Consider the following 21,312-nt stretch of genomic DNA (forward strand, 5'->3'; position numbering starts at 1 on the left):
CGAGCTCGACGCTACGGCGCCTGGATTTCCAGCGCCGTTTCCAGCCACTCCACCACGGCGGGCGAATCGCACAGGAAGAACAGCGCATCGCCGCTGCGCGCTTCGGTCAACAAGCGGTACACGCTGATGGCCACGCCGGACTGGCTGGCAATGAACACTTCGCCACTGCGCGGGCCTTCCACCTGCCGCGACAGGTGCTGCAGTGCCCGGCGCGCGGCCACGGTGTCGGCCGGCTCTGCCTCGCGGCTCAGCTCGACGCCGCGCAGGCCCCAGGACACGAACACGCGTTTGCCCTTGAACGTGGTGTCCAGGACCTGCACGCCGGCCGTGCCTTCGCCGGCCGAGCGATGAATGACGATACTGCTGATCAACGCAACCCCCTGTGGTCGTCGTGGTCCGCACACCGCCTGCACGCCACTACGCCGCAACCCGGGGCTGGAAGCTCCAGCCCGCTGGCGCGGCGAAGAACGCGAAGGAAGACCGATGCGATCGGATCTGCGGATGATGATACGGGAAGTACCCGGGCGTATGGGTCTGCACGCTGAACGGCAGGCGGTTACGCGCGTTGGCCTGCCCGCTGGGCCAGGCACGCGCCCACGCGCGTTTCCAGCAGCGCCATCAACGCCGGGTCCATGCAGGCGTAATCGTCGGGAATATCCAGGCAGTGCAGCGGCGTGTGCAGCAGCAGACGCGCGAACTGCGCCTGCAGGCGATGCTGGTGCTTGGCTTCCATCACGAAGATCACATCGGCCCAGCGCAGATCCTGCACGCTGATGGGCCGCCGTGCATGCGGGCTGGTGCCGGCCGAGCGCGCATTGAAGCCCGGCCGCCGTCGCCAGATGGCTTCGGCGGTGGGGCTGCGCAACTGGTTGCGGCTGCAGACGAAGAGCAGGTTGATCATGGCTGCTCCAGCTGCTGGCGCACGCTCTGGATGGGATAGACGAAGCCCAGTTGCCGTGCACGCGCCAGCTTTGCGCTGCGCAGGTACATCAGCTTCCAGTTCTTTTCGGGCTTGATCAGCGCCACGCGCGTTGCGCGATCGCCGCCATGCAGGCGCGCCGTGGCACGACGCCAGGCGCGGTTTCGGTGGTGGTACATGCAGTGTTCTCGTAAGGACCGGGGTCAGCAGCCGCGGTGATACGAGTGGCGCGCAGCATACACCGGCGCAACAAAAAAGCCCACGCTGTGATGCGCGGGCTTTTCGGTTCATTGCAGTAATGGTCGGGACGGCCGGATTCGAACCGACGACCCTCTGCCCCCCAGGCAGATGCGCTACCAGGCTGCGCTACGCCCCGACTGATGCTGCAATGTGCCCGCCTGTGTGGCGGGCCGTGAAGTATAGCGGATTACTTGGAAAAAAGGTTCAGCGTCGCAGCAGTTGCAGCACTTCTTCCAGTTCCATCCGCACCTGCTTGATGATCTGGTTGCTCAGCGCCGATTCCTCGCGCGCATCCGGACCGTCCAGGCGCAGGCGCGCGCCGCCGATGGTGTAGCCCTGTTCGTACAGCAGGCTGCGGATCTGCCGCACCATCAGCACGTCATGGCGCTGGTAGTAGCGGCGGTTGCCACGGCGCTTGGCCGGCTCAAGGCTGGGAAATTCGGTTTCCCAGTAGCGCAGCACGTGCGGCTTGACGTCGCACAGCTCGCTTACTTCACCAATGGTGAAGTAGCGCTTGGCCGGGATCGGCGGAAGTTCGCGGTTACTGCCCGGATCCAGCATAAGCTTCCACCCTCTCCTTGAGCTTCTGGCCCGGACGGAAGGTGACCACCGTACGGGCGGAAATGGGAATTTCCTCGCCGGTCTTGGGGTTGCGACCTGGGCGCTGGCTCTTGCGCCGCAGATCGAAATTACCGAAGCCCGACAGCTTCACCTGACGTCCCTGTTCCAATGCTTCACGCAGCACATCGAAAAACGCGTCGACGAATTCCTTGGCTTCCCGCTTGTTCAGACCGACTTCGTCGAACAGCTTTTCCGCCATCTCCGCCTTGGTCAATGCCATTGCCTGCTACCCCCGAGTGCTGCCCGCTCAGCCGCGGATCCGGGCGTGATGTTCACGCTCGATGGCAGTGACCGCCTCGGCCACCACCGCTTCCACGTCGCGGTCCGTCAGAGTGCGCGACTTGTCCTGCAAAATCAAGCCCATAGCGAGACTCTTGAACCCCGGCTCGACCCCCTGCCCGACGTAACGGTCGAACAGGTTCAGCTCGCGCAGCAGCGGCCCGGCGGCCTGGCGGATGGTGGCGGCCAGGTCGCTCCAGGCCACCTGTTCAGGCACCAGGAACGCCAGGTCGCGACGCACTGCCGGGAAGCGCGACAGCTCGCCGGCACGCGGCAGTGCACGGACACTGAGCGGCTCCAGGTCCAGCTCGAACGCATAGACATCCACTTCGATGTCCATGGCCTTGGCCAGGCGCGGGTGGATCTGGCCGATCCAGCCGATCGCCACGCCGTCGCGATGGATCTCGGCCGAACGGGCCGGATGGCCGAACGGGCGCTGCGACGGGCGGAATTCGAGCACCGCGCCGCTGGCGGCCGCCAGCGATTCCAGGTCGCCCTTCAGATCATGGAAGTCGACCTTGCGGGTCGGCAGGCCCCACTGCACGGCCTGCGCATCGCCGCACACGGCGCCGGCCACGCGCGGGGTTTCCAGCGGTGCCGGCCGGCCTTCGCCGTCCTGCTGGGCGAACACCCGGCCGACCTCGAACAGGCGCACGCGCGCCAGCTGACGGGCAGCATTGCGGCCCAGGGTGGCGACCAGGCCCGGCAGCAGCGCCGGGCGCATCACCGCCAGCTCGGCCGACAGCGGATTGGCCAGCGGCACCAGGTGGTCGCGCAGCTGCCATTGGGTCAGCAGGGCATCGTCGACGAAGGCGAAATTCAGGGTTTCCTGCAGGTCGCGGGCGATCAGCTGGCGGCGCACGCTCAGCACGTCCAGCTGGGTCTCGGTCGGCATCGCCACGCGTGCCGCACCGCCCGGCAGGGTGGTCGGAATCTGCTCGTAACCGTGGATACGGGCCAGTTCCTCGATCAGGTCTTCTTCGATGGCGATGTCGAAGCGGCGGCTCGGCGCGGTCACCTGCCAGCCGTCGCCGGCCGCGGTCACGCCCATGCCCAGCGCGCGCAGGATGCGCTCGACTTCGGCGTCTTCAATGGTGATGCCCAGCACGCGGGTAATGCGCGCGCGGCGCAGGGTGATCGTTGCCGCCTGCGGCAGGTCCGCCTGATTGACCGCCTCGGTGACCGGTGCCGGGGTACCGCCGGCCAGATCCAGCACCAGACGGGTGGCGTACTCGATGGCGGTGCGCGGCAGTGCCGGGTCCACGCCGCGTTCGAAACGGTGGCCGGCATCGGTGTGCAGGCCCAGCTTGCGGCCGCGGCCCATGATGGCGGCCGGGGCGAAGTGCGCGGCCTCCAGGAACACGGCCGTGGTGTCGTCGGTCACGCGGGTGTCGAAGCCGCCCATCAGCCCGGCCAGGCCGACCGCGCGGTCGGCATCGGTCACCACCAGGAAGCTGTCGTCCAGCACCGCGTCGCGGCCGTCGAGCAGCTTGATGGTTTCATTGGCGCGCGAACGGCGCACGCCGATGCTGCCCTGCAGGGTGCCCAGGTCGTAGGCGTGCATCGGCTGGCCCAGTTCCAGCATCACGTACTGGGTGATGTCGACCAGCAGCGACACCGGGCGCACGCCGCTGCGGCGCAGGCGCTCGGCCATCCACAGCGGGGTCTTGGCGGCGGCATTCACGCCTTCGATCACGCGGCCCAGGTAGCGCGGCGCTTCGGCGCCGGCATCAAGGGTGATGGCAAGTTCGCGGCTGCCAACCGGGGCAATCGCCTCGGCGGCGAACGCCAGCACTTCGCTGCGGGTGGCGGCGGCCACGTCGTAGGCGATGCCGCGCACGCTGAAGCAGTCGGCGCGGTTGGGGGTCAGCTTGATCTCGATGCTGGCGTCGGGCAGACCCAGGTACTCGACCAGGGCCTGGCCGATCGGCGCGTCATCGGGCAGTTCCAGCAGGCCCGAGGCATCGTTGTCCAGGCCCAGTTCCTTGGCCGAGCACAGCATGCCGTTGGATTCCACGCCGCGCAGCTTGGCCGGCTTGATCTTCAGGTCACCGATCTGCGCGCCGACCATGGCCAACGGCGCGACCAGGCCCGGGCGCGCGTTGGGCGCACCGCAGACGATCTGCAGCAGCTCGCCCTGCCCCGCATCGACCTTGCACACCTGCAGGCGATCGGCTTCGGGATGGCGCACGGCCTCGACGATGCGTGCCACGACCACGTGCTGCAGGCCGTTGCCGAGCGCGTTCACCTCTTCCACTTCCAGACCGATGGCGGTCAGCACCGCGCTCAGTTCATCGCGCGAGGCGGAGGTCGGGACGTGGCTGCGCAGCCAGTTTTCGGAGAATTTCATGGTGTCACCCTGGTGGGCCCGGCGCATGCGCCTGGGCCTGCGAATTTAGGAGCAGTCGATTCAGGAACAGTCGAGCAAGCTCGACTCTACGGGTCGGCGCTTACGCGAACTGTTTCAGGAACCGCACGTCGTTTTCGAAGAACGCGCGCAGGTCGTTCACGCCATAGCGCAGCATCGCAAAGCGCTCCACGCCCAGGCCGAAGGCGAAGCCGGTGTAGCGTTCCGGATCGATGCCCACGTTGCGCAGCACGTTCGGGTGCACCATGCCGCAGCCCAGCACTTCCAGCCAGCGGGTGCTGCCGTCGGGCTGCTGCCAGGCGATGTCCACTTCCGCGCCCGGTTCCACGAACGGGAAGTAGCTGGGGCGGAAGCGCATTTCGAAATCGCGCTCGAAGAACGCGCGCACGAACTCGGCCAGGGTGCCCTTCAGGTCGGCGAAGTTCGAATGCTCGTCCACCAGCAGGCCTTCCACCTGGTGGAACATCGGCGAATGGGTCTGGTCGCTGTCGCTGCGGTACACCTTGCCGGCGGCGATCATGCGCAGCGGCGGCTGGTGCTGGCCCATGTAGCGCACCTGCACACCGGAGGTATGCGTGCGCAGCAGGCGGCCATCACCGAAGTAGAAGGTGTCGTGCATGGCGCGCGCCGGATGGTGCGGCGGGAAGTTCAGCGCTTCGAAGTTGTGCCAGTCGTCCTCGATTTCCGGCCCTTCGGACAGCTCGTAGCCCAGCCGGCCGAAAATGCCGGTGATGCGTTCCAAGGTGCGGGTGATCGGGTGCAGGCCGGCACGGTCGCCGTTGCGGCCCGGCAGGGTGATGTCGATGGCTTCGGCGGCCAGGCGCGCATCCAGTGCGGCGTTTTCCAGCACGGCCTTGCGCTCGCCCAGCGCGCTGGACAGCGCGTCACGGGCCTGGTTGATGGCTTCACCGGCGGCCTTGCGCTCGTCGGCCGGCAGGGTGCCCAGCTGCTTCAGCTGCGCGGTGATGCTGCCGCTCTTGCCGAGCAGGGCCACGCGCAGCTGTTCCAGCACGTCGGGGCTCTGTGCGGCGGCCACGTCGGCCAGCGCCTGGGTGGTGAGGGATTGGATGTCGCTCATGGGGGGCCGGAACTCCAGTCGGTCTGCCATCGCGATGCGCGAAGGGCCGACCCCTGTCGCCACCGCCGGTCCCCGCAACGCGCGCCTGCGGCATTGCCGGAACCCAAAAAAGAATGGGGAAGGACTTGCGCCCTTCCCCATGCATTGCCTCTACCTGACACCGTTCACCGTGAACGGAAACGGCATCGGGAAGGACTTATGCCGCCAGTGCGCCCTTGGCCTTTTCGGCCAGCGCAGCAAAACCGGCTGCGTCGTGCACGGCGATGTCAGCCAGGACCTTGCGGTCCAGGGTGATGCCGGCCTTCAGCAGGCCGTTCATGAAGCGGCTGTAGCTCAGGCCGTTGATGCGGGCAGCCGCATTGATACGGGTGATCCACAGCGAACGGAAGTTGCGCTTCTTCTGCTTACGGCCGATGTAGGCGTACTGCTGTGCCTTGATGACGGCCTGCTTGGCAACGCGGAAGACCTTGCGACGGGCGTTGTAATAGCCCTTGGCCAGATCCAGAATTTTCTTGTGGCGGCGACGCGCCTGTACGCCACGCTTAACTCGTGCCATTTTTCAGTTCCTCAGAGGTAAGGGAGCATACGATCCAGACGGCCGGCGTCTTCTGCACGGACGTGGTTCGTCTGACGCAGGTTACGCTTACGCTTGGTCGCTTTCTTCGTGAGGATGTGGCTACGGTTGGCGTGGCCGCACTTGTACTTGCCCGAGGCGGTCTTGCGGAAACGCTTGGCCGCTGCCCGGTTGGTCTTGATCTTGGGCATTGCAATGTCCTTGATGGGGGTGACCCTGGTTTCTGACTGATCTGGCGGTGGCCATTGCCACTCTTTCCGTCCTGCCATGATCGGCGTACGACCCGTCCTGGGTGGGTCGAGCCGGGCATGATACAGGCAAATCCGCCCCGCCACCAGCCCTTTCAACCGTTTCCGTACATTGCCGCAAAAGCAAAGGGGCGCCCATGGCGCCCCTTCACCCTGAACCATTCAGCCAGGCGCCCCGAAGGGCGGCCTGCCAGGCCTCAGGTCTTCTTCTTCGGCGCGATCATCATCACCATCTGGCGCCCTTCCAGACGCGGACGGCTTTCGATGACGATGTCCTCGCCCAGATCGGCCTCGATGCGGTTGGCCATTTCACGACCCAGTTCCTGGTGGCTCATTTCACGGCCACGGAAACGGATGTTGACCTTGATCTTGTCACCGTCTTCAAGGAAACCACGCATCTTGCGCAGCTTGATCTGGTAGTCGCCCTCGTCCGTGACCGGACGGAACTTCACTTCCTTGATCTCGACCTGCTTGGTCTTCTTCTTGGCCTCGCTGGCCTTCTTCTGCGCTTCGAACTTGAACTTGCCGAAGTCCATGATCTTGCAGACCGGCGGATCGGCCTGCGGCTGGATTTCGACCAGGTCCAGGCCTTCATCTTCGGCCATGGACAGCGCTTCGTCGCGCGACAACACGCCGATCATTTCTCCGTCACTGCCGATCACGCGGACGCGCGGCACACGGATTTCCTGATTCCTGCGGTTCTGTTTGTTGTCAGGGGTGCTGATATTACGTTCTCCCAAGGGTATCGAACCGGCCCGGGTGCCTATGCCCCCGGACCGGACCTTTGCTTACGCGCCCTCGGCCTGCAGCCGTTCGATGAAGGCCTGCAGACTCATGCTGCCCAGGTCTTCGCCAGAACGCGTACGCACCGCCACAGCCCCATTTTCCTTCTCGCGGTCACCGATGACCAGCAGGTAAGGCACGCGCTGCAACGTATGCTCGCGGATTTTATAGCCGATCTTCTCGTTACGCAAATCCGAGCTGACGCGGAAGCCTTGCTCCGCAAGGGTTTGGGTCACGCCCGTGACGTATTCAGCTTGGGCATCGGTGATATTGGCCACCACTACCTGGGTCGGCGCCAGCCAGGCCGGGAACTGGCCGGCGTGGTGCTCGATCAGGATGCCCAGGAAGCGCTCCATCGAACCGACGATGGCCCGGTGCAGCATGACCGGGTGCTTCTTCTGGCTGTTCTCGTCCACGTACTCGGCGCCCAGGCGGCCGGGCATCATGAAATCGACCTGCATGGTGCCCAGCTGCCAGGTGCGGCCGATGGCGTCCTTCAGGTGGTACTCGATCTTCGGGCCGTAGAAGGCGCCCTCGCCCGGCAGCTCCTGCCATTCCACGCCACAGCTGGACAGCGCCGAGCGCAGCGCGCCTTCGGCCTTGTCCCAGGTGGCGTCGTCGCCCAGGCGCGATTCCGGACGCAGCGCGATCTTGATCTGGATCTCGTCGAAGCCGAAGTGCTGGTACACCGCCAGCGCCTGCTGGTGGAACGCGGTCACTTCCGATTCGATCTGGCTTTCGGTGCAGAACACATGGCCGTCGTCCTGGGTGAAACCACGCACGCGCAGGATGCCGTGCAGCGCGCCGGACGGCTCGTTGCGGTGGCAGGAACCGAATTCACCGTAACGGATCGGCAGGTCGCGGTAGCTGTGCAGGCCCTGGTTGAACACCTGCACGTGGCCCGGGCAGTTCATCGGCTTGACCGCGTAGGTGCGCTTCTCAGATTCGGTGAAGAACATGTTGTCCTGGTAGTTGTCCCAGTGGCCGGACTTCTTCCACAGGCTCACGTCCAGGATCTGCGGGCAGCGCACTTCGCCGTAGCCGCTGCTGCGGTAGACCTTGCGCATGTACTGCTCGACCACCTGCCACAGTGCCCAGCCCTTGGGGTGCCAGAACACCAGGCCCGGCGCTTCTTCCTGCAGGTGGAACAGATCCTGCTGCTTGCCGATGCGGCGGTGGTCGCGCATTTCGGCTTCTTCGATGCGCTTGATGTAGGCCTCGAGCTGCTTCTTGTCGGCCCAGGCGGTGCCGTAGATGCGCTGCAGCTGTTCGTTCTGCGCATCGCCGCGCCAGTACGCGCCGGAAATGCGGGTCAGCTTGAAGGCCTTCAGGAACCGCGTGTTCGGCACGTGCGGACCGCGGCACATGTCCACGTATTCCTGGTGGTAGTACATGCCCATGGCCTGGATGTCGTCGGACATGTCCTCGATCAGGCGCAGCTTGTAGTCCTCGCCACGCGCCTTGAAGATCTCGATCACTTCCGCGCGCGGGGTCATCTTCTTGATGACGTCGTAATCCTGGGCGATCAGTTCACCCATGCGCTTTTCGATGGCGGCCATGTCTTCCGGCGTGAACGGGCGCTCGGAATAGATGTCGTAGTAGAAGCCTTCGGCAATGACCGGGCCGATCACCATCTTCACGTCCGGGTACAGCTGCTTGACCGCGTGGCCAACCAGGTGGGCGCAGGAGTGGCGGATGATTTCCACGCCCTCCTCGTCCTTGGCGGTGATGATGCGCAGGCTGGCGTCCTTGGCGATCACGTCGCTGGCATCGACCAGCACGCCATCGACCGAACCGGCGATGGTGGCCTTGGCCAGGCCGGCGCCAATCGACTGGGCGACGTCCATGACGCTGACGGGGTTTTCGAATTCGCGGCGGCTGCCGTCGGGAAGGGTGATGTTGATCATCGATAGGGCTTCGTGCGGGGCCCGCGCTGCGGGCTGGAATGCAGTCCCGGGCGGACACCCGGGCAATAAAAAAGCGCCACGAGGGCGCCTGGAACAGGGCCTTCGGGGGCAGATCAGCGATGGGCGGTGGTAGTGCTCATGTCGCACGCTCGGCCGGCGCACGGGCGCGGGCCACCTTGTTCCAGAGAGTCAGGCACTGATCTTAAACCAGCGCACGACAAAGCCCAAGCGCCTGCGCGCAGGACTGAATGGGACCTGCTGGCGGGGTGAAATAGCAATGATTACCATGTGCGGTCGGCGCAGCCGATGCCCGCCCGCCCCGCTTGCCCAGGATCCCGTGATGCGCCACCCGCCTCGACCGGCCGCCGCCGGCCCCGCCTGTGTCCCGCAGCTGTCGGTCCTGCGCCAGCACGGGAACCGCCGATGATTACCGTGGCTCTGTCCAGCCTGGGCTTCTGCAGCCTCGGCCTGCTGGCGTCGATGTTCTCTGCCGTGGCCTTCTATGCCGCCTCGCCGCACTGCCGCTGGCCGCGCCTGCGCCGCGCCGGGCGCCTGGGCCGGCAGATCGGCCTGGTGGCGGCCGCTGCCGCGCTGTGGCTGTGGATGGCCGAACTGGGCTTCGCCACCGGACTGGTGGTAATGCTGTGCGCGTGGATGCTGACCGCCCTGCTGCTGCCGGCGCTGGCCGCCTGGCACCGGCCCGGCGTGGAGCCGCGCTGATGTGGATGCGCGCCTTCGCCGGCCTGCTGGCCGGATTCCTGCTGGCCGCCGCGGCCACCGGCCTGTTGACCTGGCTGCCACCCGGGCCGTGGACCAGCGCGCTGGTTCCGGGCCTGATCGCCTTCGTGCCCCTGTGGATGCTGGCGGCGTTGTGGGCCTTCAGCTTCCGCTCGCCCACCCGCGCCTGGCTGGTCCTGTCGGCGTGCGCCGCCGCCGGCTTCCTTGCCCTGTGGCTGCTGCGTCTGACCGGCGCGGTGCAGTGAGACTTTCCGCATGAAATTCAGTTCGCAGACCCTGCGCACCTTCACCACGCTGCATACCTGGGTCGGCCTGGTGGCCGGCTTCGGCCTGTTCGTGGCCTTCTACGCTGGCGCGCTGACCCTGTTCCACCACGATCTGCCGCTGTGGCAGACACCGGGCGCCGCCTCGGCCCTGCCGGCCGGGCTGGACGATGCGCAGTACCTGCTCGATGACGTGCTGGCCCAGCACGCCGAGGCCCGGCGCCATGTCGGCATGACCTTCCCCGGTGACGACCACCCGCGGCCGCTGGCCTACTGGCAGGCCGGCGATGGCAGCTGGCGCTACGCCTGGCCGGGCCATACCGGCGGCAGCGCCACGCCGCCGCAGACCGGCCTGGCCGAGCTGGTGAACGAGCTGCATTACAGCCTGGGCCTGCCGGTGGCCGGCCTGTACGTGATGGGCTTCGTCAGCCTGCTGTACGGCATGGCCCTGCTCAGCGGGCTGGTCATCCACCTGCCCAAGCTGCTGGGCGATCTGTTCGCGTTGCGGCCGGGCCGCAACCTGAAGCAGATGTGGCAGGACGCGCACAACGTGATCGGCGTGCTCAGCCTGCCCTTCCATCTGATGTTCGCGGTGACCGGCGCCCTGCTGTGCCTGGTGTTCATCCAGATTGCCCTGCTCAATCCGCTGATCTACGACGGCAAGGCGCTGCAGGCCGTGCCTGCGGCCATGGATACCGCACCAGTGCGCGAGGCCAGCGGCGTGCCGGCCGAACCGGGCAGCCTGCGCCTGCTGCATGCGCGCGCCGTGGAAGCCGCGCGCGCGCAGGGCGTGACCGATTTCGAACCGGCATACCTGAAGCTGGCCAACGGTGGCGACAGCCGGGCCACCATCGAGATCACCGGCGAATCCAGCGGCACGCTGGGCCCATTGGGTTCGGTCGCGCTGGACGTGGCCAGCGGCGAGGTCCTGGCCACCCAGTTGCCCGGGCGTCGCGATGCCAACCACGCCACGCTGAGCGCGGCCTATGCCCTGCACTTCGGCGAGTTCGGCAATGGCGTGGTGGTCTGGCTGTACTTCCTGCTGGGGCTGGGCGGCGCCTTCCTGTTCTATTCGGGCAACCTGCTGTGGATCGAATCGCGGCGCAAGCGGCGCCAGGTCGAGCAGCCGCGTTCGGGGGTGAACATGGCGCGGGCGACGGTGGGCGTGTGCATCGGCCTGTGCGTGGCGATCTCGGTCGCCTTCATCACCGCGCTGGTGCTGGAACGGGTGGCCCCGGCCAGCGTGGACCACGGTATCCGCTGGGCCTGCTTCGGCACGTGGGCGGCGTGCGCACTGTGGGCGGCACTGCGTCGCCCGGCCCAGGCCGCGCGTGAACTGCTGTGGGCCGCGGCGATCAGCACCGCGCTGGTACCGGTGGCGCATGGCGCGCTCAACGGCGATTGGCTGTGGTTGGCCGCCGGGCGTGGGCACTGGCCGCTGTTCTGGATCGACGTGGTGGCCCTGGCCATGGCCGCCGGCTTTGCGCGGTTGGCAGTGGCCAGCCAACGCCGCGCCCGCAGCGGCGACCCCAACAGCGTCTGGGCGAATTGATGAAACCGTCGGGCATGGCCCGGCGCGCTATGCCTCGCCCCGGTAGCGTCGAGCTTGCTCGACTGCTGTTGCTCCGCGCGAAAGGCAGTCGAGCATGGCTCGACTCTACAACGGCGGGTTTGTGGCCCACACGCATTACACGGCATATCGGGTCCGAGGGCGCGGCCCGGCGCTACCGGTCATCCGGCGTCGGGATAACGACTGACTTCGATCAGGTTGCCGTCCGGATCGCGGAAGTACACCGACTCGATCGGCCCCAGCGCGCCGGTCCGTGCAACCGGCCCCTCCTCCACGACAACGGCCTGTGATTGCAGGTGGGCCAGTACATCGGCCGTTGCCGCACGCGTGACCAGGCAGAGGTCGGCACTGCCCGGCATGGGGTGTGCGGCATGTGGCTGCAGTGGCGCACTGGCAGGGTGCAGATTGATCTTCTGCTGGCCGAACTGCAGCGCGGTGCGGCCGGCACCGAAGCGCACGACGTCCATGCCCAGCACGCGCTGGTAGAAATCGCAGCTGCGCTCGATATCGGCAACGGTAATGACCAGATGGTCGAGGCGGTCGATGATGATCATGCCCGCAGCTTAGCGCGACGGCCGCAGGCCCGATGTGCGCGGTTGGGCCGCTGGCCTTGCGCCATTCTGCCGGGCATGGTCCGGCGCGCTACGGCTCGCCCCGGTAGAGTCGAGCCATGCTCGACTGGTGTTGCTCTGCGCCCAGGGCAGTCGAGCATGGCTCGACTCTACAACAGCGGGTTCGTAGCCCACACGCATCCGACGACATACCTGGGCGGCTCAATCGCCGACGCGGGCCTTCTGCCACGGCGCCAGCATGGCATTGAGCAGGCTGGCCTGTTCGTCGTCGCCGGTCAGCTCCCACATGAACACGCCGGCCAGGCCCTGCGCACGCGCGAACTGCGCGCGCAGGCCGATCGAACGCGGGTCTTCGTAGCTGATGAACACCTTCTGTTCGGCGTTGTACAACCAGGGGCTCTGTGCCTGCGGCTGCCAGTGCTTCGCCCACCTGGGCTGGTCCAGATAACGCGCCTTGATCACCCGCCAGTCGCCGGCATCGACCGGTGCGCTGTAGGCCTGGTACAGACCGTCGGCGGCATCGCCGGTGACCTTGAAGCCGCGCCCATAGAACGGCACGCCCAGCACCAGCTTGTGCGCCGGCACGCCGTGTTCGCGGTAGTACTGCACCGCGCCGGCCACGTTGTTCCAGCGCCGCAGTTCCGGTGCCAGCGGGTCGGCCGGCACTTCATGCAACGGCGCATTGAAGGTGGACACCGCCGAGAAGCCCGTGCCCATGTCATAGCTCATCAGGTTGATGAAATCGAACACCGCGGCCAACGCCGGCAGGTCATAGCTCGCCGCCGGGTCGTAGGGCCCATCGGTCTGCAGGCGACCGGCGGCCAGCGCCGCGGTCAGCAGCATCGGCTGCCCTGCCTTGCGGCCGCGCGCATCCAGCGCCACGCGGAAGGCCTGCGCCAGCAGGGTCAGATTGGCGCGATCCTGCGGGCGATGGGCCAGCTCCTTCGGTCCACCGCTGACCGGGAATTCCCAGTCGATGTCCACGCCATCGAAGCTGCCTGCATGGCGTTCGAAGAACAGCGCCATGCATGAATCGACCAGGCGCTTGCGGCTGGCCGCGGTCAGCGCCGCGTCGGAGAACCCGCCTGCACCCCAGCCGCCGATCGAGATCAGCGTGCGCAGGTGCGGATGGGCTTTTTTCAGCTCGGCCAGCGCGGCGAAGTTCTGCGGCGCTTCCGCGCCGACCGTGCAGCGCCCGTCCTCGATGGTGGCGAACGCGTAGAACAGGTGGGTCAGGCGCTCGGCCGGAATGCGCGACACCGGGTAGCGCTCGGCCGAGCCTCCGGGATAGTACGCACCGAGAATGGGCGGCTGTGCCGGTGCGGCCCGTGCAACCGTGGGCAGTGCGCCGGCAATCAGCACGGCAAGGACGGCGACGGACTGGCGGAACATGGGATCTTCCAGATCAATGACGCAGCCACGTTAGCAAACGCTTGGCGCTGCGGCGCGGATGTCCGCTGATGTCGTCCGCTGGACATGCGCGGGTTGCCGCGAGCAGCCAGAGGCGGGGCCGGCCCGCGCAGAAAACCGGTCACTGCAGGACAGCATGCGACCCGTCTGCGCTATGGTGGCGCTGGAATTTCAACGGCGCATGGACATGACCGCAGACCACCCCACGGACGGCGAACTGCTTGACGACGAAACCCTGGAGAAGCTGCAGGCACTGGAAGCGCGTGCCTATGCAGCGTTCGACGACGGCGACCTGCGCGATGCAGCCAGCCTGTTCGGCGAACTCGTCGAACAGACGCCCGAGATTCCCCATCTGCACTACATGCGCGGATTGGCCCACAAATACCTGCGTGACTGGCACGCGTCGCTGCGCGACAACCTGCAGTCGGAACAACGGCGCGATGCGTTTGACGAAGCCACTGCATGGAATGCCGCTATTGCCGCGACCGGCGCCTGCGACTGGGCCGAAGCACGCCGGCAGTGGAACCGCTGTGGCATCACCCTGCCGGAAGGCGAAGGCCCGATCGAAGGCAACTTCGGCGTGGCCTGCGTACGCCTGGCGCCCTGGTCGGACGCCGAAGTGGTGTACATGACGCGCATCGATCCGGTGCGGGCACGCATCGACAACGTTCCACTGCCCGAAAGCGGCTTCCGCTTCGGCGACATCGTGCTGCATGACGGCGCATCGACCGGCCATCGCACCTACGGCGGACAGGACGTGCCGGTGTTCAACGCCATGCAGCGCCTGCAGCGGTCGGACATGGCGACCTTCACCGTGTTCGTGCACTGCGATTCAGCCGATGACGTCGCCGCCCTGGAGGCGATGACCCTGCCTGGCATCGGCATGGTCGAGGACTGGACTGCCAACATCCGCCGGTTGTGCCGCCGCTGCAGTTACGGCACCCCGCACCAGCACGACAACGAGGCCACGCCAGATGATGACGGCAGCTGGAAGCGCGAGCGCGATCTAGGCATCGCCGCCCAGGGCCGGGCTGCGGTGGAGAAGCTGCTGGCAACGTGGACAGCGGCGGGGCCGGGGCGCGTGCTGGAGGTCATCGAACAGCGCGAGCATCCGCTGAGTGATCCCGCGCCGGGCCAGGTCTGGTGGCTGGGCGAGGACGCGTAGCGTCGAGCTTGCTCGACTACTGTTGGCGCAATCTCAAGAGCAGTCGAGCAAGCTCGACGCTACCTGCAGAGGCCCGCCACATCAGGCTTTCAGAATTCTTCAGGCGGATTTCCAGCACTTCAGACGGCGCTCTGGCCGAATCAGGGCTCCCTTCAGCGGAGCCTTGCCGATGCGCACGATCACCCTTCTCATCCTGCTGCTGTGCACCACCCTGCCCTGCACCGCAGCCCCCTTGGATACGGCGCGCCTGAAGGCGCTGGAACAGGCCATCGCCCGCGATGAGCTCAAGCAGGTGCGCAGCGTGCTGCTGCAGGTCGATGGCAAGGTGGTCTACGAGGGCTACTTCAACGGTGCCGACGCGCAGACCCTGCATGACGTGCGTTCGGCCAGCAAGAGCGTGACCGCACTGCTGGTCGGCGCGGCCATCGGCCAGCACCGGCTTCCGGGCGTGCAGGCCCGCGTGTACGACTACTTCCCGGCCTACACCGCCAGCCACAGCGTTGACCCCCGCCTGCGCGCCACCACCGTGCAGGACCTGCTGACCATGAGCAGCCTGTGGGAATGCGACGACGAGAATCCGTTCTCGGCCGGCAACGAGGAGCGCATGTACGTGGGCGAACGCTGGCTGGACTTTGCCCTGGGCCTGCCGGTGAAGGGCTTCGCGCCGTGGATGCAGCGCCCCCAAGACAGCCCGCATGGCCGCGCGTTCGCCTACTGCACCGCCAATTCCTTCGTGCTGGGCGCGGTGCTCGAACGGGCCACCGGGCAGCCGTTGGCCGAATTCGCCGCCACCGCGCTCGAGCGCCCGCTGGGGATCACCGAGCGCCACTGGAACCGTTCGCCGGAAGGCATCGGCATGGGCGGCGGCGGGACCCGCTACCGCAGCCGCGATCTGGCCCGGCTTGGGCAGCTGGTGCTGGACCGGGGCCGTTGGCAGGGCCAGCAGCTGGTACCACAGGACTACATCGAGGCGATGGTGCAGGCGCAGGCGACCACCTCCGATGGCAGCGACTACGGCTACCAGTGGTGGGGCCTGAAACTGGACGCGCAGGGTGCACCGCGCACGGTGTGGGCGATGTCCGGCAACGGCGGCAACTACGTGTTCGTGCTGCCCGAACAACGCGCGGTGGCGGTAGTCACTACCCAAGCGTTCAACCGCAGCTTCGCCCACCCGCAATCGCGGCGCATCCTTACCGAGTTCCTGCTGCCGGCGCTGCACTGAGGCTGGCCAGGTCATCTGGCCGCCAGGCGGCGGCCAGTACCTGCGCGCGCTGGCGGGCGATGTCGGTATCCAGGCGCTGCAGCAGCGCCGGCCAACCGGGTGCGCCGCGCAGGGGCACGAACAGCGGCGTGGTACGCAGCCAGGCCACGTCGCGGAAACCGTCGTCGACGGCCCGCTGTAGTGCCGCCACGGCGTGGTCGGTCTGGCCCAGGGCCTGCAGCAGCAACGCCCGCTCGATGGCGGCATCGGGCCAGCCATCCCCTGCCCCTGCCTGGTCACCCAGCTGCTGCAGGCGCTGGCTGATCCACGCCGCCTGCGCCGGTTGCGCGCCATGCAGGGCCGCCAGGGTCTGGCCGAGCGACTGCTGCGGCCGCAGTTGCCGGCCCAGTTCGAAGGCCTGGGCCGCTGCTGCCGGGTCACCGGCCAACAGGGCCAGTTCCCCCTGCAGGCGGCGCAGCTGCGGGTGCGGCGTGCCACGTGCCAGGGCTTCGTCCAGCGCCTGCCGCGCCTGCTGCGGTGCGCCGGCCAGGTACAGGCTGCGCGGCCAGGCGATGTTCGAAAAGACATTGTCCGGGTACAGCTGGAAGTTGCGCGCGTGACGCTGCCCCGCCGCCTGGGTGAAGCCGAGCAGTTCCAGTTCGCGCGCGACCTGTACGTCACGGAAGCGCACGCGTTCGGGCGCCTTCAACGACAGGTTCTGGCGCAGCGCGGTGGCCAGCTCGCCGCGCTCCTGCTGCAGGTAGGCCAGCGACGCACGGCTGCGTTCGTCGCCAGGGTCCAGTTCGATGGCGTGGCGGTAGCCGGCCATGGCCTGGCGCATGTCACCCAGGCAATCCTGCGCGTAGCCCCAGAGCGCATGCGTGGCGGCCTCTTGCGGCGCCCGCTGGCGCTCCTGCTCTGCCAATGCCAGCGCCTCCCTTATCTGCGCAGGACTGCCATTGAACAGGCAGCCCTGCGCGGACAGAGCGCGTGACAGGCCGCGCCGGGCCGGCGCGGATTCCGGATCGGCCTGCAGGGCCTGCCGGTACAGGCTGATCGCCCGTTCGTTGTTGCTGGCCTGGCCGATGCCGGCGTAATAATCGGCACGCTGCAGCAGCGACTGCGCGGCGCCTGGTGGCGCGGGCCGTGACCAGAAGAACAGCCCTGAAGCGACGGCCAGCAGCGTGGCCGCCGAGGTAACCAGCGCGGTCCAGCGGCGCCAGCGGGCGCGCGGCGTGAGGGAAGTGACCGGCAGCGGCGGTGCACACAGCTGGTAGCCGCGCCCGCGCACCGAGCGGATGTAGCGGGGATTGCGGCCGTCGTCACCGAGCGCCTGGCGGAGCAGCTTCACCCGCTGGCTGATCGCGTCTTCGCCCACCACGGCCGGTGCCCAGACCTGGGCGGCCAAGGTGTCGAAATCCACGACGTCGGTGCCGTGGGCCAGCAGCACGTCCAACAGGGTCCAGCTCAGGCCGCTGACGGGCAATACCTCGCCGTCGCGGCTGACCCGTTGCGACGGGCGATCGATCTCCAGGTCGAGCAGGCGCAGGCTGTCCATGGGCGCAGCATAGCGGCAAGACCGGGGCGGAGCGCAGGCAAAGAAAAAGCGGGCCGAAGCCCGCTTTTTCATGATTGCGATGCCAGCGGTGGGGTGTCAACCAAGGTTGACACCTACCGGGGTGGCGGCGGTGTGGTGTCAACCACGGTTGACACCTACCGTCATCGACCGGAGGTCGATTACTCGGCGCTGGCGCCTTCGCCTTCTTCCACGGCCTTCATCGACAGGCGGATACGGCCCTGCTTGTCGACTTCCAGCACCTTGACCTTGACCACATCGCCTTCCTTCAGCACGTCGCCGACCTTCTCGACGCGATCGCTGGAGATCTGCGACACGTGGACCAGACCGTCCTTGCCCGGCAGGATGGTGACGAACGCACCGAAGTCCATGATCTTGGCGACCTTGCCTTCGTAGATGCGGCCCGGCTCGACGTCCGAGGTGATCTGCTCGATGCGGGCCTTGGCGGCCTGGGCAGCGATGGCATTGACCGAGGCGATGACGATGGTGCCGTCGTCCTGGATGTCGATCTGGGTGCCGGTTTCCTTGGTGATGGCCTGGATGGTCGAACCACCCTTGCCGATCACTTCGCGGATCTTGTCCGGGTGGATCTTGATGGTCAGCAGACGCGGCGCGTAGTCCGACAGCTCTTCGCGCGGAGCGGTCAGGCCGTGGGCCATTTCACCCAGGATGTGCAGACGGCCAGCCTTGGCCTGCTGCAGAGCCTGCTTCATGATCTCTTCGGTGATGCCTTCGATCTTGATGTCCATCTGCAGGGCGGAGATGCCCTCAGCGGTACCGGCCACCTTGAAGTCCATGTCACCCAGGTGATCTTCGTCACCCAGGATGTCGGACAGGACGACGAAGCGATCGCCTTCCTTGACCAGGCCCATGGCGATACCGGCCACCGGGGCCTTCACCGGCACGCCGGCGTCCATCAGGGCCAGCGACGAGCCGCAGACCGAGGCCATCGACGAGGAACCGTTCGACTCGGTGATTTCCGAGACGACGCGGATGGTGTACGGGAAGGCTTCCAGCGACGGCATGACAGCCAGCACGCCGCGCTTGGCCAGGCGACCGTGGCCGATTTCGCGGCGCTTCGGGCCCATCATGCGGCCGCACTCACCCACCGAGAACGGAGGGAAGTTGTAGTGGAACAGGAAGTTTTCCTTGTACTCACCGGCAACGGCGTCGATGACCTGGCCGTCACGGGCGGTGCCCAGGGTGATGGTCACGATGGCCTGGGTTTCGCCGCGGGTGAACAGCGAGGAACCGTGGGTACGCGGCAGCACGCCGGTCTTCACGGCGATCGGGCGGACGGTGTCCAGCGCACGGCCGTCGATGCGGACCTTGGTGTCCAGCACCGAGTCACGCATGGTGCGGTATTCCAGCTCGCCGAATTCCTTCGACAGCTCGGCCGGGTTCCAGCCCTCGGCGGCCACGCGGCCAGCCAGGCTTTCGACCACGTCCTTCTTGATCGCCGAGATGGCGTCGCGGCGCTGCAGCTTGTCGCGCACCTGGAAGGCTTCGCCCAGGCGCGGGCCGATGGCTTCCTTCAGGGCGCCGATCAGCACGTCGTTCTTGGCCGGGGCTTCCCAGGTCGACGGCTTGGTGCCGGCTTCGACGGTCAGCTCGTTGATCGCGTTGATGACCTTCTGCATTTCGCGGTGACCGAAGGTCACGGCGCCCAGCATCACTTCTTCGGACAGCAGCGCGGCTTCGGATTCAACCATCAGCACGGCGTTGGAGGTACCGGCGACGACCAGTTCCAGCTGCGAGTCAGCCAGTTCGCTGACGGTCGGGTTCAGGATGTACTCGCCGTTCTTGTAACCGACCTTGGCAGCGCCGATCGGACCCATGAACGGGGTGCCGGCCAGGGCCAGGGCAGCCGAGGCGCCGATCAGGGCCGGGATGTCGCCGTCCACGTCCGGGTTCAGCGACATGACCGTGGCGATGATCTGCACTTCGTTCTTGTAGTCTTCCGGGAAAAGCGGGCGGATCGGACGGTCGATCAGGCGCGAGATCAGGGTTTCCTTCTCGGTCGCACGGCCTTCACGCTTGAAGAAACCACCCGGGATACGGCCGCCGGCGTAGAACTTTTCCTGATAATCGACGGTCAGCGGGAAGAAGTCCTGGCCTTCGCGCGCGCTCTTGGCGGCGACGGCGGTGACCAGCAGTACGGTGTCGTCCATCTTGACGATGACGGCGCCGCTTGCCTGGCGGGCGACTTCGCCGGTCTCAAGCGTGACGGTGTGCTTGCCGTACTGGAAGGTTTTGGTGATTTTTGCCACGGAGGGTGTCCTTGGGGATGCTGTCTGCGAATTGGACCGTCGGCGACCCTTGCCGCCTGCGGGTGGCCGGATCGTTCCGGCCTGAATCGGGGATTGCGGTGCTACAAAACAAAACCGCGGCGCATCGCTGCGCCGCGGGGGATTCGTTGCTTAGCGACGCAGGCCAAGCTTTTCAATCAGGGCCTTGTAACGCTCGACGTCCTTCTTCTTCAGGTAGTCGAGCAGGCTGCGACGGCGGTTGACCATCTGCAGCAGGCCGCGGCGGCTGTGGTGGTCCTTCTTGTGGGTCTTGAAGTGGCCGGTCAGCAGCTCGATGCGGGCGGTCAGCAGGGCGACCTGCACTTCCGGGGAGCCGGTGTCAGCCGAGCTGCGCTTGTTGTCTTCAATGACCTTCTGGGTGTCGATCGACATTTCTTTTTTCTCTGTGATGCGTGGCCGGCAGGAACGCGCTTCGCGCACCGCCAGGCTCGCCGTGGACTACGAGGATGAAACCTGCCGGAGCAGGCTGCCGGAAAACGGCCGCGAAATTGTAACGGTCGGGGCCCGGCGGAACAAGGACCGGGGCTGAATGCGCCCCGCACCGGTTACAGGTTGAAGCGGCGCTGCGGCGCCAGCAGGCCACCGGCATCGACCTGGCCCAGACCCTGCGGGGTGCCGTCGGGCCCGTATACGGCCACCAGGCCCGGGGGCCAGGCGGCATCGCGCTGGCGCTGCCCGACACAGAAGCGGTGGGCCTGTTCGGCATCCAGCTCGACCCGGGGGTACTCGGCCAGGCCGGCCGCCAGCGGCAGCAGCAGCGCCTCCATGCCGGCCTCGTCGCCGGCCTCGACCATGGCGCGCAGCTGGTCCAGGGTCACCATCACCGGATCACGGAACGGTTCGACCCAGAGCCGGCGCAGCGCACTGATATGCGCGCCGCAGCCCAATGCCTCGCCCAGGTCACGGGCCAGGCTGCGGATGTAGGTGCCCGAGCCGCAGGTCACGCGCAGGCGCAGGCGCTCGGCCTGCTGCTCCAGCACCTCGATGGCGTGCACCTGGACCTCGCGCTCCGGCGCCTCGATGGCTTCACCGCGGCGGGCCTTCACATACAACGGCTCGCCGCCCTGCTTCAGCGCCGAATAGATCGGTGCGCGCTGGCGGATGCTGCCGGTCAACGGGGCCAGCGCGGCCTGCAGGGCGTCGGCGCTGATGGCCGGCACCGGGCGCTGCAGCAGCACCTGGCCTTCGGCGTCATCGGTGTCGGTGGTCTGGCCGAGCACGATCTCGGCGTCATAGGCCTTGGCAGACCCCAGCAGCAGGCCGGCGATCTTGGTCGCTTCGCCAAAGCACAGCGGCAGCAAACCGGTGGCCAGCGGGTCCAGGCTGCCGGTGTGGCCCCCCTTCTCGGCACGGAACAGGCGGCGCGCCACCTGCAGGGCGGCGTTGGAGCTCATGCCGGTCGACTTGTCGAGCAGCAGGATGCCATCCAGGCGGCGGAACTGAATTCGGGTCATGACAGCATTTCGTAGAGTCGAGCCATGCTCGACTGCC

At 67.0% G+C, this 21,312-nt stretch carries 22 protein-coding genes and 1 tRNA gene; 5 read left to right on the forward strand and 18 right to left on the reverse strand.

The genetic code is table 11. The features are described from left to right. Positions 1 to 11: 11 nt before the first annotated feature. The 12 genes from C1933_RS13455 to thrS form a co-directional block, all read right to left on the reverse strand. Positions 12 to 371, reverse strand: a complete 360-nt coding sequence (locus tag C1933_RS13455; RefSeq protein WP_199911373.1) for a hypothetical protein — start codon at positions 369 to 371, stop codon at positions 12 to 14. Between the two features lie 185 nt (positions 372 to 556). Then, complete coding sequence (locus tag C1933_RS13460; protein WP_108753676.1) at positions 557 to 901, reverse strand: phosphotyrosine protein phosphatase; 345 nt, start codon at positions 899 to 901, stop codon at positions 557 to 559. Beyond that, positions 898 to 1,098, reverse strand: a complete 201-nt coding sequence (locus C1933_RS13465) for a hypothetical protein (protein ID WP_108753677.1) — start codon at positions 1,096 to 1,098, stop codon at positions 898 to 900. Before C1933_RS13465 ends, C1933_RS13460 begins: the two co-directional genes overlap by 4 nt. 120 nt (positions 1,099 to 1,218) lie before the next feature. Next, positions 1,219 to 1,295, reverse strand: a tRNA-Pro gene (locus tag C1933_RS13470). Positions 1,296 to 1,363: 68 nt separating this feature from the next. After that, complete coding sequence (locus C1933_RS13475) at positions 1,364 to 1,720, reverse strand: MerR family transcriptional regulator (protein ID WP_005410431.1); 357 nt, start codon at positions 1,718 to 1,720, stop codon at positions 1,364 to 1,366. Further along, complete coding sequence (locus C1933_RS13480) at positions 1,701 to 2,000, reverse strand: integration host factor subunit alpha (protein ID WP_108750195.1); 300 nt, start codon at positions 1,998 to 2,000, stop codon at positions 1,701 to 1,703. Before C1933_RS13480 ends, C1933_RS13475 begins: the two co-directional genes overlap by 20 nt. A gap of 27 nt (positions 2,001 to 2,027) precedes the next feature. Next, entirely contained in the window at positions 2,028 to 4,409 is a 2,382-nt protein-coding gene (gene pheT, locus C1933_RS13485; RefSeq protein WP_108754844.1) for a phenylalanine--tRNA ligase subunit beta, read from the reverse strand. Between the two features lie 100 nt (positions 4,410 to 4,509). Further along, on the reverse strand, positions 4,510 to 5,505 hold the full coding sequence (gene pheS, locus C1933_RS13490; protein WP_108753678.1) for a phenylalanine--tRNA ligase subunit alpha: 996 nt from the start codon (positions 5,503 to 5,505) through the stop codon (positions 4,510 to 4,512). Between the two features lie 196 nt (positions 5,506 to 5,701). Further along, positions 5,702 to 6,061 carry a 50S ribosomal protein L20 gene (rplT, locus tag C1933_RS13495; protein WP_005410435.1) on the reverse strand — a complete coding sequence of 120 codons (360 nt, stop codon included), beginning with the start codon at positions 6,059 to 6,061 and terminating at the stop codon, positions 5,702 to 5,704. Between the two features lie 11 nt (positions 6,062 to 6,072). Then, positions 6,073 to 6,270 carry a 50S ribosomal protein L35 gene (gene rpmI, locus C1933_RS13500; protein WP_002811096.1) on the reverse strand — a complete coding sequence of 66 codons (198 nt, stop codon included), beginning with the start codon at positions 6,268 to 6,270 and terminating at the stop codon, positions 6,073 to 6,075. Between the two features lie 254 nt (positions 6,271 to 6,524). Continuing rightward, complete coding sequence (infC, locus tag C1933_RS13505; RefSeq protein ID WP_108750197.1) at positions 6,525 to 7,067, reverse strand: translation initiation factor IF-3; 543 nt, start codon at positions 7,065 to 7,067, stop codon at positions 6,525 to 6,527. Between the two features lie 48 nt (positions 7,068 to 7,115). Next, the gene (gene thrS, locus C1933_RS13510; protein ID WP_108750198.1) at positions 7,116 to 9,017 is read right to left on the reverse strand and encodes a threonine--tRNA ligase; all 1,902 of its coding nucleotides are present in this window, start codon (positions 9,015 to 9,017) and stop codon (positions 7,116 to 7,118) included. Positions 9,018 to 9,440: 423 nt separating this feature from the next. On the opposite strand from thrS, the gene C1933_RS13515 reads away from it, so the two are divergent. The 3 genes from C1933_RS13515 to C1933_RS13525 are packed head-to-tail and all read left to right on the forward strand — an operon-like array spanning position 9,441 to position 11,570. Beyond that, the gene (locus tag C1933_RS13515) at positions 9,441 to 9,737 is read left to right on the forward strand and encodes a hypothetical protein (protein WP_108750199.1); all 297 of its coding nucleotides are present in this window, start codon (positions 9,441 to 9,443) and stop codon (positions 9,735 to 9,737) included. Next, on the forward strand, positions 9,737 to 10,000 hold the full coding sequence (locus C1933_RS13520; protein WP_108753679.1) for a hypothetical protein: 264 nt from the start codon (positions 9,737 to 9,739) through the stop codon (positions 9,998 to 10,000). The genes C1933_RS13515 and C1933_RS13520 overlap by 1 nt, the downstream gene beginning before the upstream one ends. Before the next feature lie 10 nt (positions 10,001 to 10,010). Then, a complete protein-coding gene (locus C1933_RS13525) occupies positions 10,011 to 11,570 on the forward strand; it encodes a PepSY-associated TM helix domain-containing protein (protein WP_108753680.1) in 1,560 nt (519 codons plus the stop codon). A 179-nt stretch (positions 11,571 to 11,749) separates the two neighbouring features. On the opposite strand, the gene C1933_RS13530 is transcribed toward C1933_RS13525, so the two are convergent. Then, entirely contained in the window at positions 11,750 to 12,142 is a 393-nt protein-coding gene (locus C1933_RS13530; RefSeq protein ID WP_108753681.1) for a VOC family protein, read from the reverse strand. Positions 12,143 to 12,361: 219 nt separating this feature from the next. Beyond that, on the reverse strand, positions 12,362 to 13,552 hold the full coding sequence (locus C1933_RS13535) for a glycoside hydrolase family 18 protein (protein ID WP_108753682.1): 1,191 nt from the start codon (positions 13,550 to 13,552) through the stop codon (positions 12,362 to 12,364). A 199-nt stretch (positions 13,553 to 13,751) separates the two neighbouring features. Between C1933_RS13535 and C1933_RS13540 the strand changes: the two genes are divergently transcribed. After that, positions 13,752 to 14,735, forward strand: a complete 984-nt coding sequence (locus tag C1933_RS13540) for a hypothetical protein (RefSeq protein ID WP_108754845.1) — start codon at positions 13,752 to 13,754, stop codon at positions 14,733 to 14,735. 169 nt (positions 14,736 to 14,904) lie between these two features. Continuing rightward, positions 14,905 to 15,957, forward strand: a complete 1,053-nt coding sequence (locus C1933_RS13545) for a serine hydrolase (protein WP_108753683.1) — start codon at positions 14,905 to 14,907, stop codon at positions 15,955 to 15,957. Here C1933_RS13545 and C1933_RS13550 read toward each other — a convergent pair. The 4 genes from C1933_RS13550 to truB all read right to left on the reverse strand — a co-directional run bounded on the left by C1933_RS13550 (position 15,926) and on the right by truB (position 21,275). Next, positions 15,926 to 17,494, reverse strand: a complete 1,569-nt coding sequence (locus C1933_RS13550) for a winged helix-turn-helix transcriptional regulator (protein ID WP_108753684.1) — start codon at positions 17,492 to 17,494, stop codon at positions 15,926 to 15,928. The two genes, C1933_RS13545 and C1933_RS13550, sit on opposite strands and share 32 nt — an antisense overlap. A gap of 179 nt (positions 17,495 to 17,673) precedes the next feature. After that, a complete protein-coding gene (gene pnp / locus C1933_RS13555) occupies positions 17,674 to 19,782 on the reverse strand; it encodes a polyribonucleotide nucleotidyltransferase (protein WP_108750207.1) in 2,109 nt (702 codons plus the stop codon). A 150-nt stretch (positions 19,783 to 19,932) separates the two neighbouring features. Further along, positions 19,933 to 20,193, reverse strand: a complete 261-nt coding sequence (gene rpsO / locus C1933_RS13560) for a 30S ribosomal protein S15 (protein WP_005410445.1) — start codon at positions 20,191 to 20,193, stop codon at positions 19,933 to 19,935. A 173-nt stretch (positions 20,194 to 20,366) separates the two neighbouring features. Continuing rightward, positions 20,367 to 21,275 (reverse strand): tRNA pseudouridine(55) synthase TruB, encoded by a 909-nt coding sequence (gene truB, locus C1933_RS13565; RefSeq protein ID WP_108753685.1) that lies wholly within the window; start codon positions 21,273 to 21,275, stop codon positions 20,367 to 20,369. Between the last annotated feature and the right edge of the window lie 37 nt (positions 21,276 to 21,312).

The organism is Stenotrophomonas sp. ZAC14D2_NAIMI4_6, from assembly GCF_003086875.1.
Classification (GTDB): domain Bacteria; phylum Pseudomonadota; class Gammaproteobacteria; order Xanthomonadales; family Xanthomonadaceae; genus Stenotrophomonas.

Excerpts from the sequence above, each read along its gene's own strand:
- C1933_RS13460 (WP_108753676.1), bottom strand. The coding sequence starts at position 901 with ATGATCAACCTGCTCTTCGTCTGCAGCCGCAACCAGTTGCGCAGCCCC.
- C1933_RS13465 (WP_108753677.1), bottom strand. The coding sequence starts at position 1,098 with ATGTACCACCACCGAAACCGCGCCTGGCGTCGTGCCACGGCGCGCCTG.
- C1933_RS13475 (WP_005410431.1), bottom strand. The coding sequence starts at position 1,720 with ATGCTGGATCCGGGCAGTAACCGCGAACTTCCGCCGATCCCGGCCAAG.
- C1933_RS13480 (WP_108750195.1), bottom strand. The coding sequence starts at position 2,000 with ATGGCATTGACCAAGGCGGAGATGGCGGAAAAGCTGTTCGACGAAGTC.
- pheT (WP_108754844.1), bottom strand. The coding sequence starts at position 4,409 with ATGAAATTCTCCGAAAACTGGCTGCGCAGCCACGTCCCGACCTCCGCC.
- pheS (WP_108753678.1), bottom strand. The coding sequence starts at position 5,505 with ATGAGCGACATCCAATCCCTCACCACCCAGGCGCTGGCCGACGTGGCC.
- rplT (WP_005410435.1), bottom strand. The coding sequence starts at position 6,061 with ATGGCACGAGTTAAGCGTGGCGTACAGGCGCGTCGCCGCCACAAGAAA.
- rpmI (WP_002811096.1), bottom strand. The coding sequence starts at position 6,270 with ATGCCCAAGATCAAGACCAACCGGGCAGCGGCCAAGCGTTTCCGCAAG.
- thrS (WP_108750198.1), bottom strand. The coding sequence starts at position 9,017 with ATGATCAACATCACCCTTCCCGACGGCAGCCGCCGCGAATTCGAAAAC.
- C1933_RS13515 (WP_108750199.1), top strand. The coding sequence starts at position 9,441 with ATGATTACCGTGGCTCTGTCCAGCCTGGGCTTCTGCAGCCTCGGCCTG.
- C1933_RS13520 (WP_108753679.1), top strand. The coding sequence starts at position 9,737 with ATGTGGATGCGCGCCTTCGCCGGCCTGCTGGCCGGATTCCTGCTGGCC.
- C1933_RS13525 (WP_108753680.1), top strand. The coding sequence starts at position 10,011 with ATGAAATTCAGTTCGCAGACCCTGCGCACCTTCACCACGCTGCATACC.
- C1933_RS13530 (WP_108753681.1), bottom strand. The coding sequence starts at position 12,142 with ATGATCATCATCGACCGCCTCGACCATCTGGTCATTACCGTTGCCGAT.
- C1933_RS13535 (WP_108753682.1), bottom strand. The coding sequence starts at position 13,552 with ATGTTCCGCCAGTCCGTCGCCGTCCTTGCCGTGCTGATTGCCGGCGCA.
- C1933_RS13540 (WP_108754845.1), top strand. The coding sequence starts at position 13,752 with ATGGACATGACCGCAGACCACCCCACGGACGGCGAACTGCTTGACGAC.
- C1933_RS13545 (WP_108753683.1), top strand. The coding sequence starts at position 14,905 with ATGCGCACGATCACCCTTCTCATCCTGCTGCTGTGCACCACCCTGCCC.
- C1933_RS13550 (WP_108753684.1), bottom strand. The coding sequence starts at position 17,494 with ATGGACAGCCTGCGCCTGCTCGACCTGGAGATCGATCGCCCGTCGCAA.
- rpsO (WP_005410445.1), bottom strand. The coding sequence starts at position 20,193 with ATGTCGATCGACACCCAGAAGGTCATTGAAGACAACAAGCGCAGCTCG.
- truB (WP_108753685.1), bottom strand. The coding sequence starts at position 21,275 with ATGACCCGAATTCAGTTCCGCCGCCTGGATGGCATCCTGCTGCTCGAC.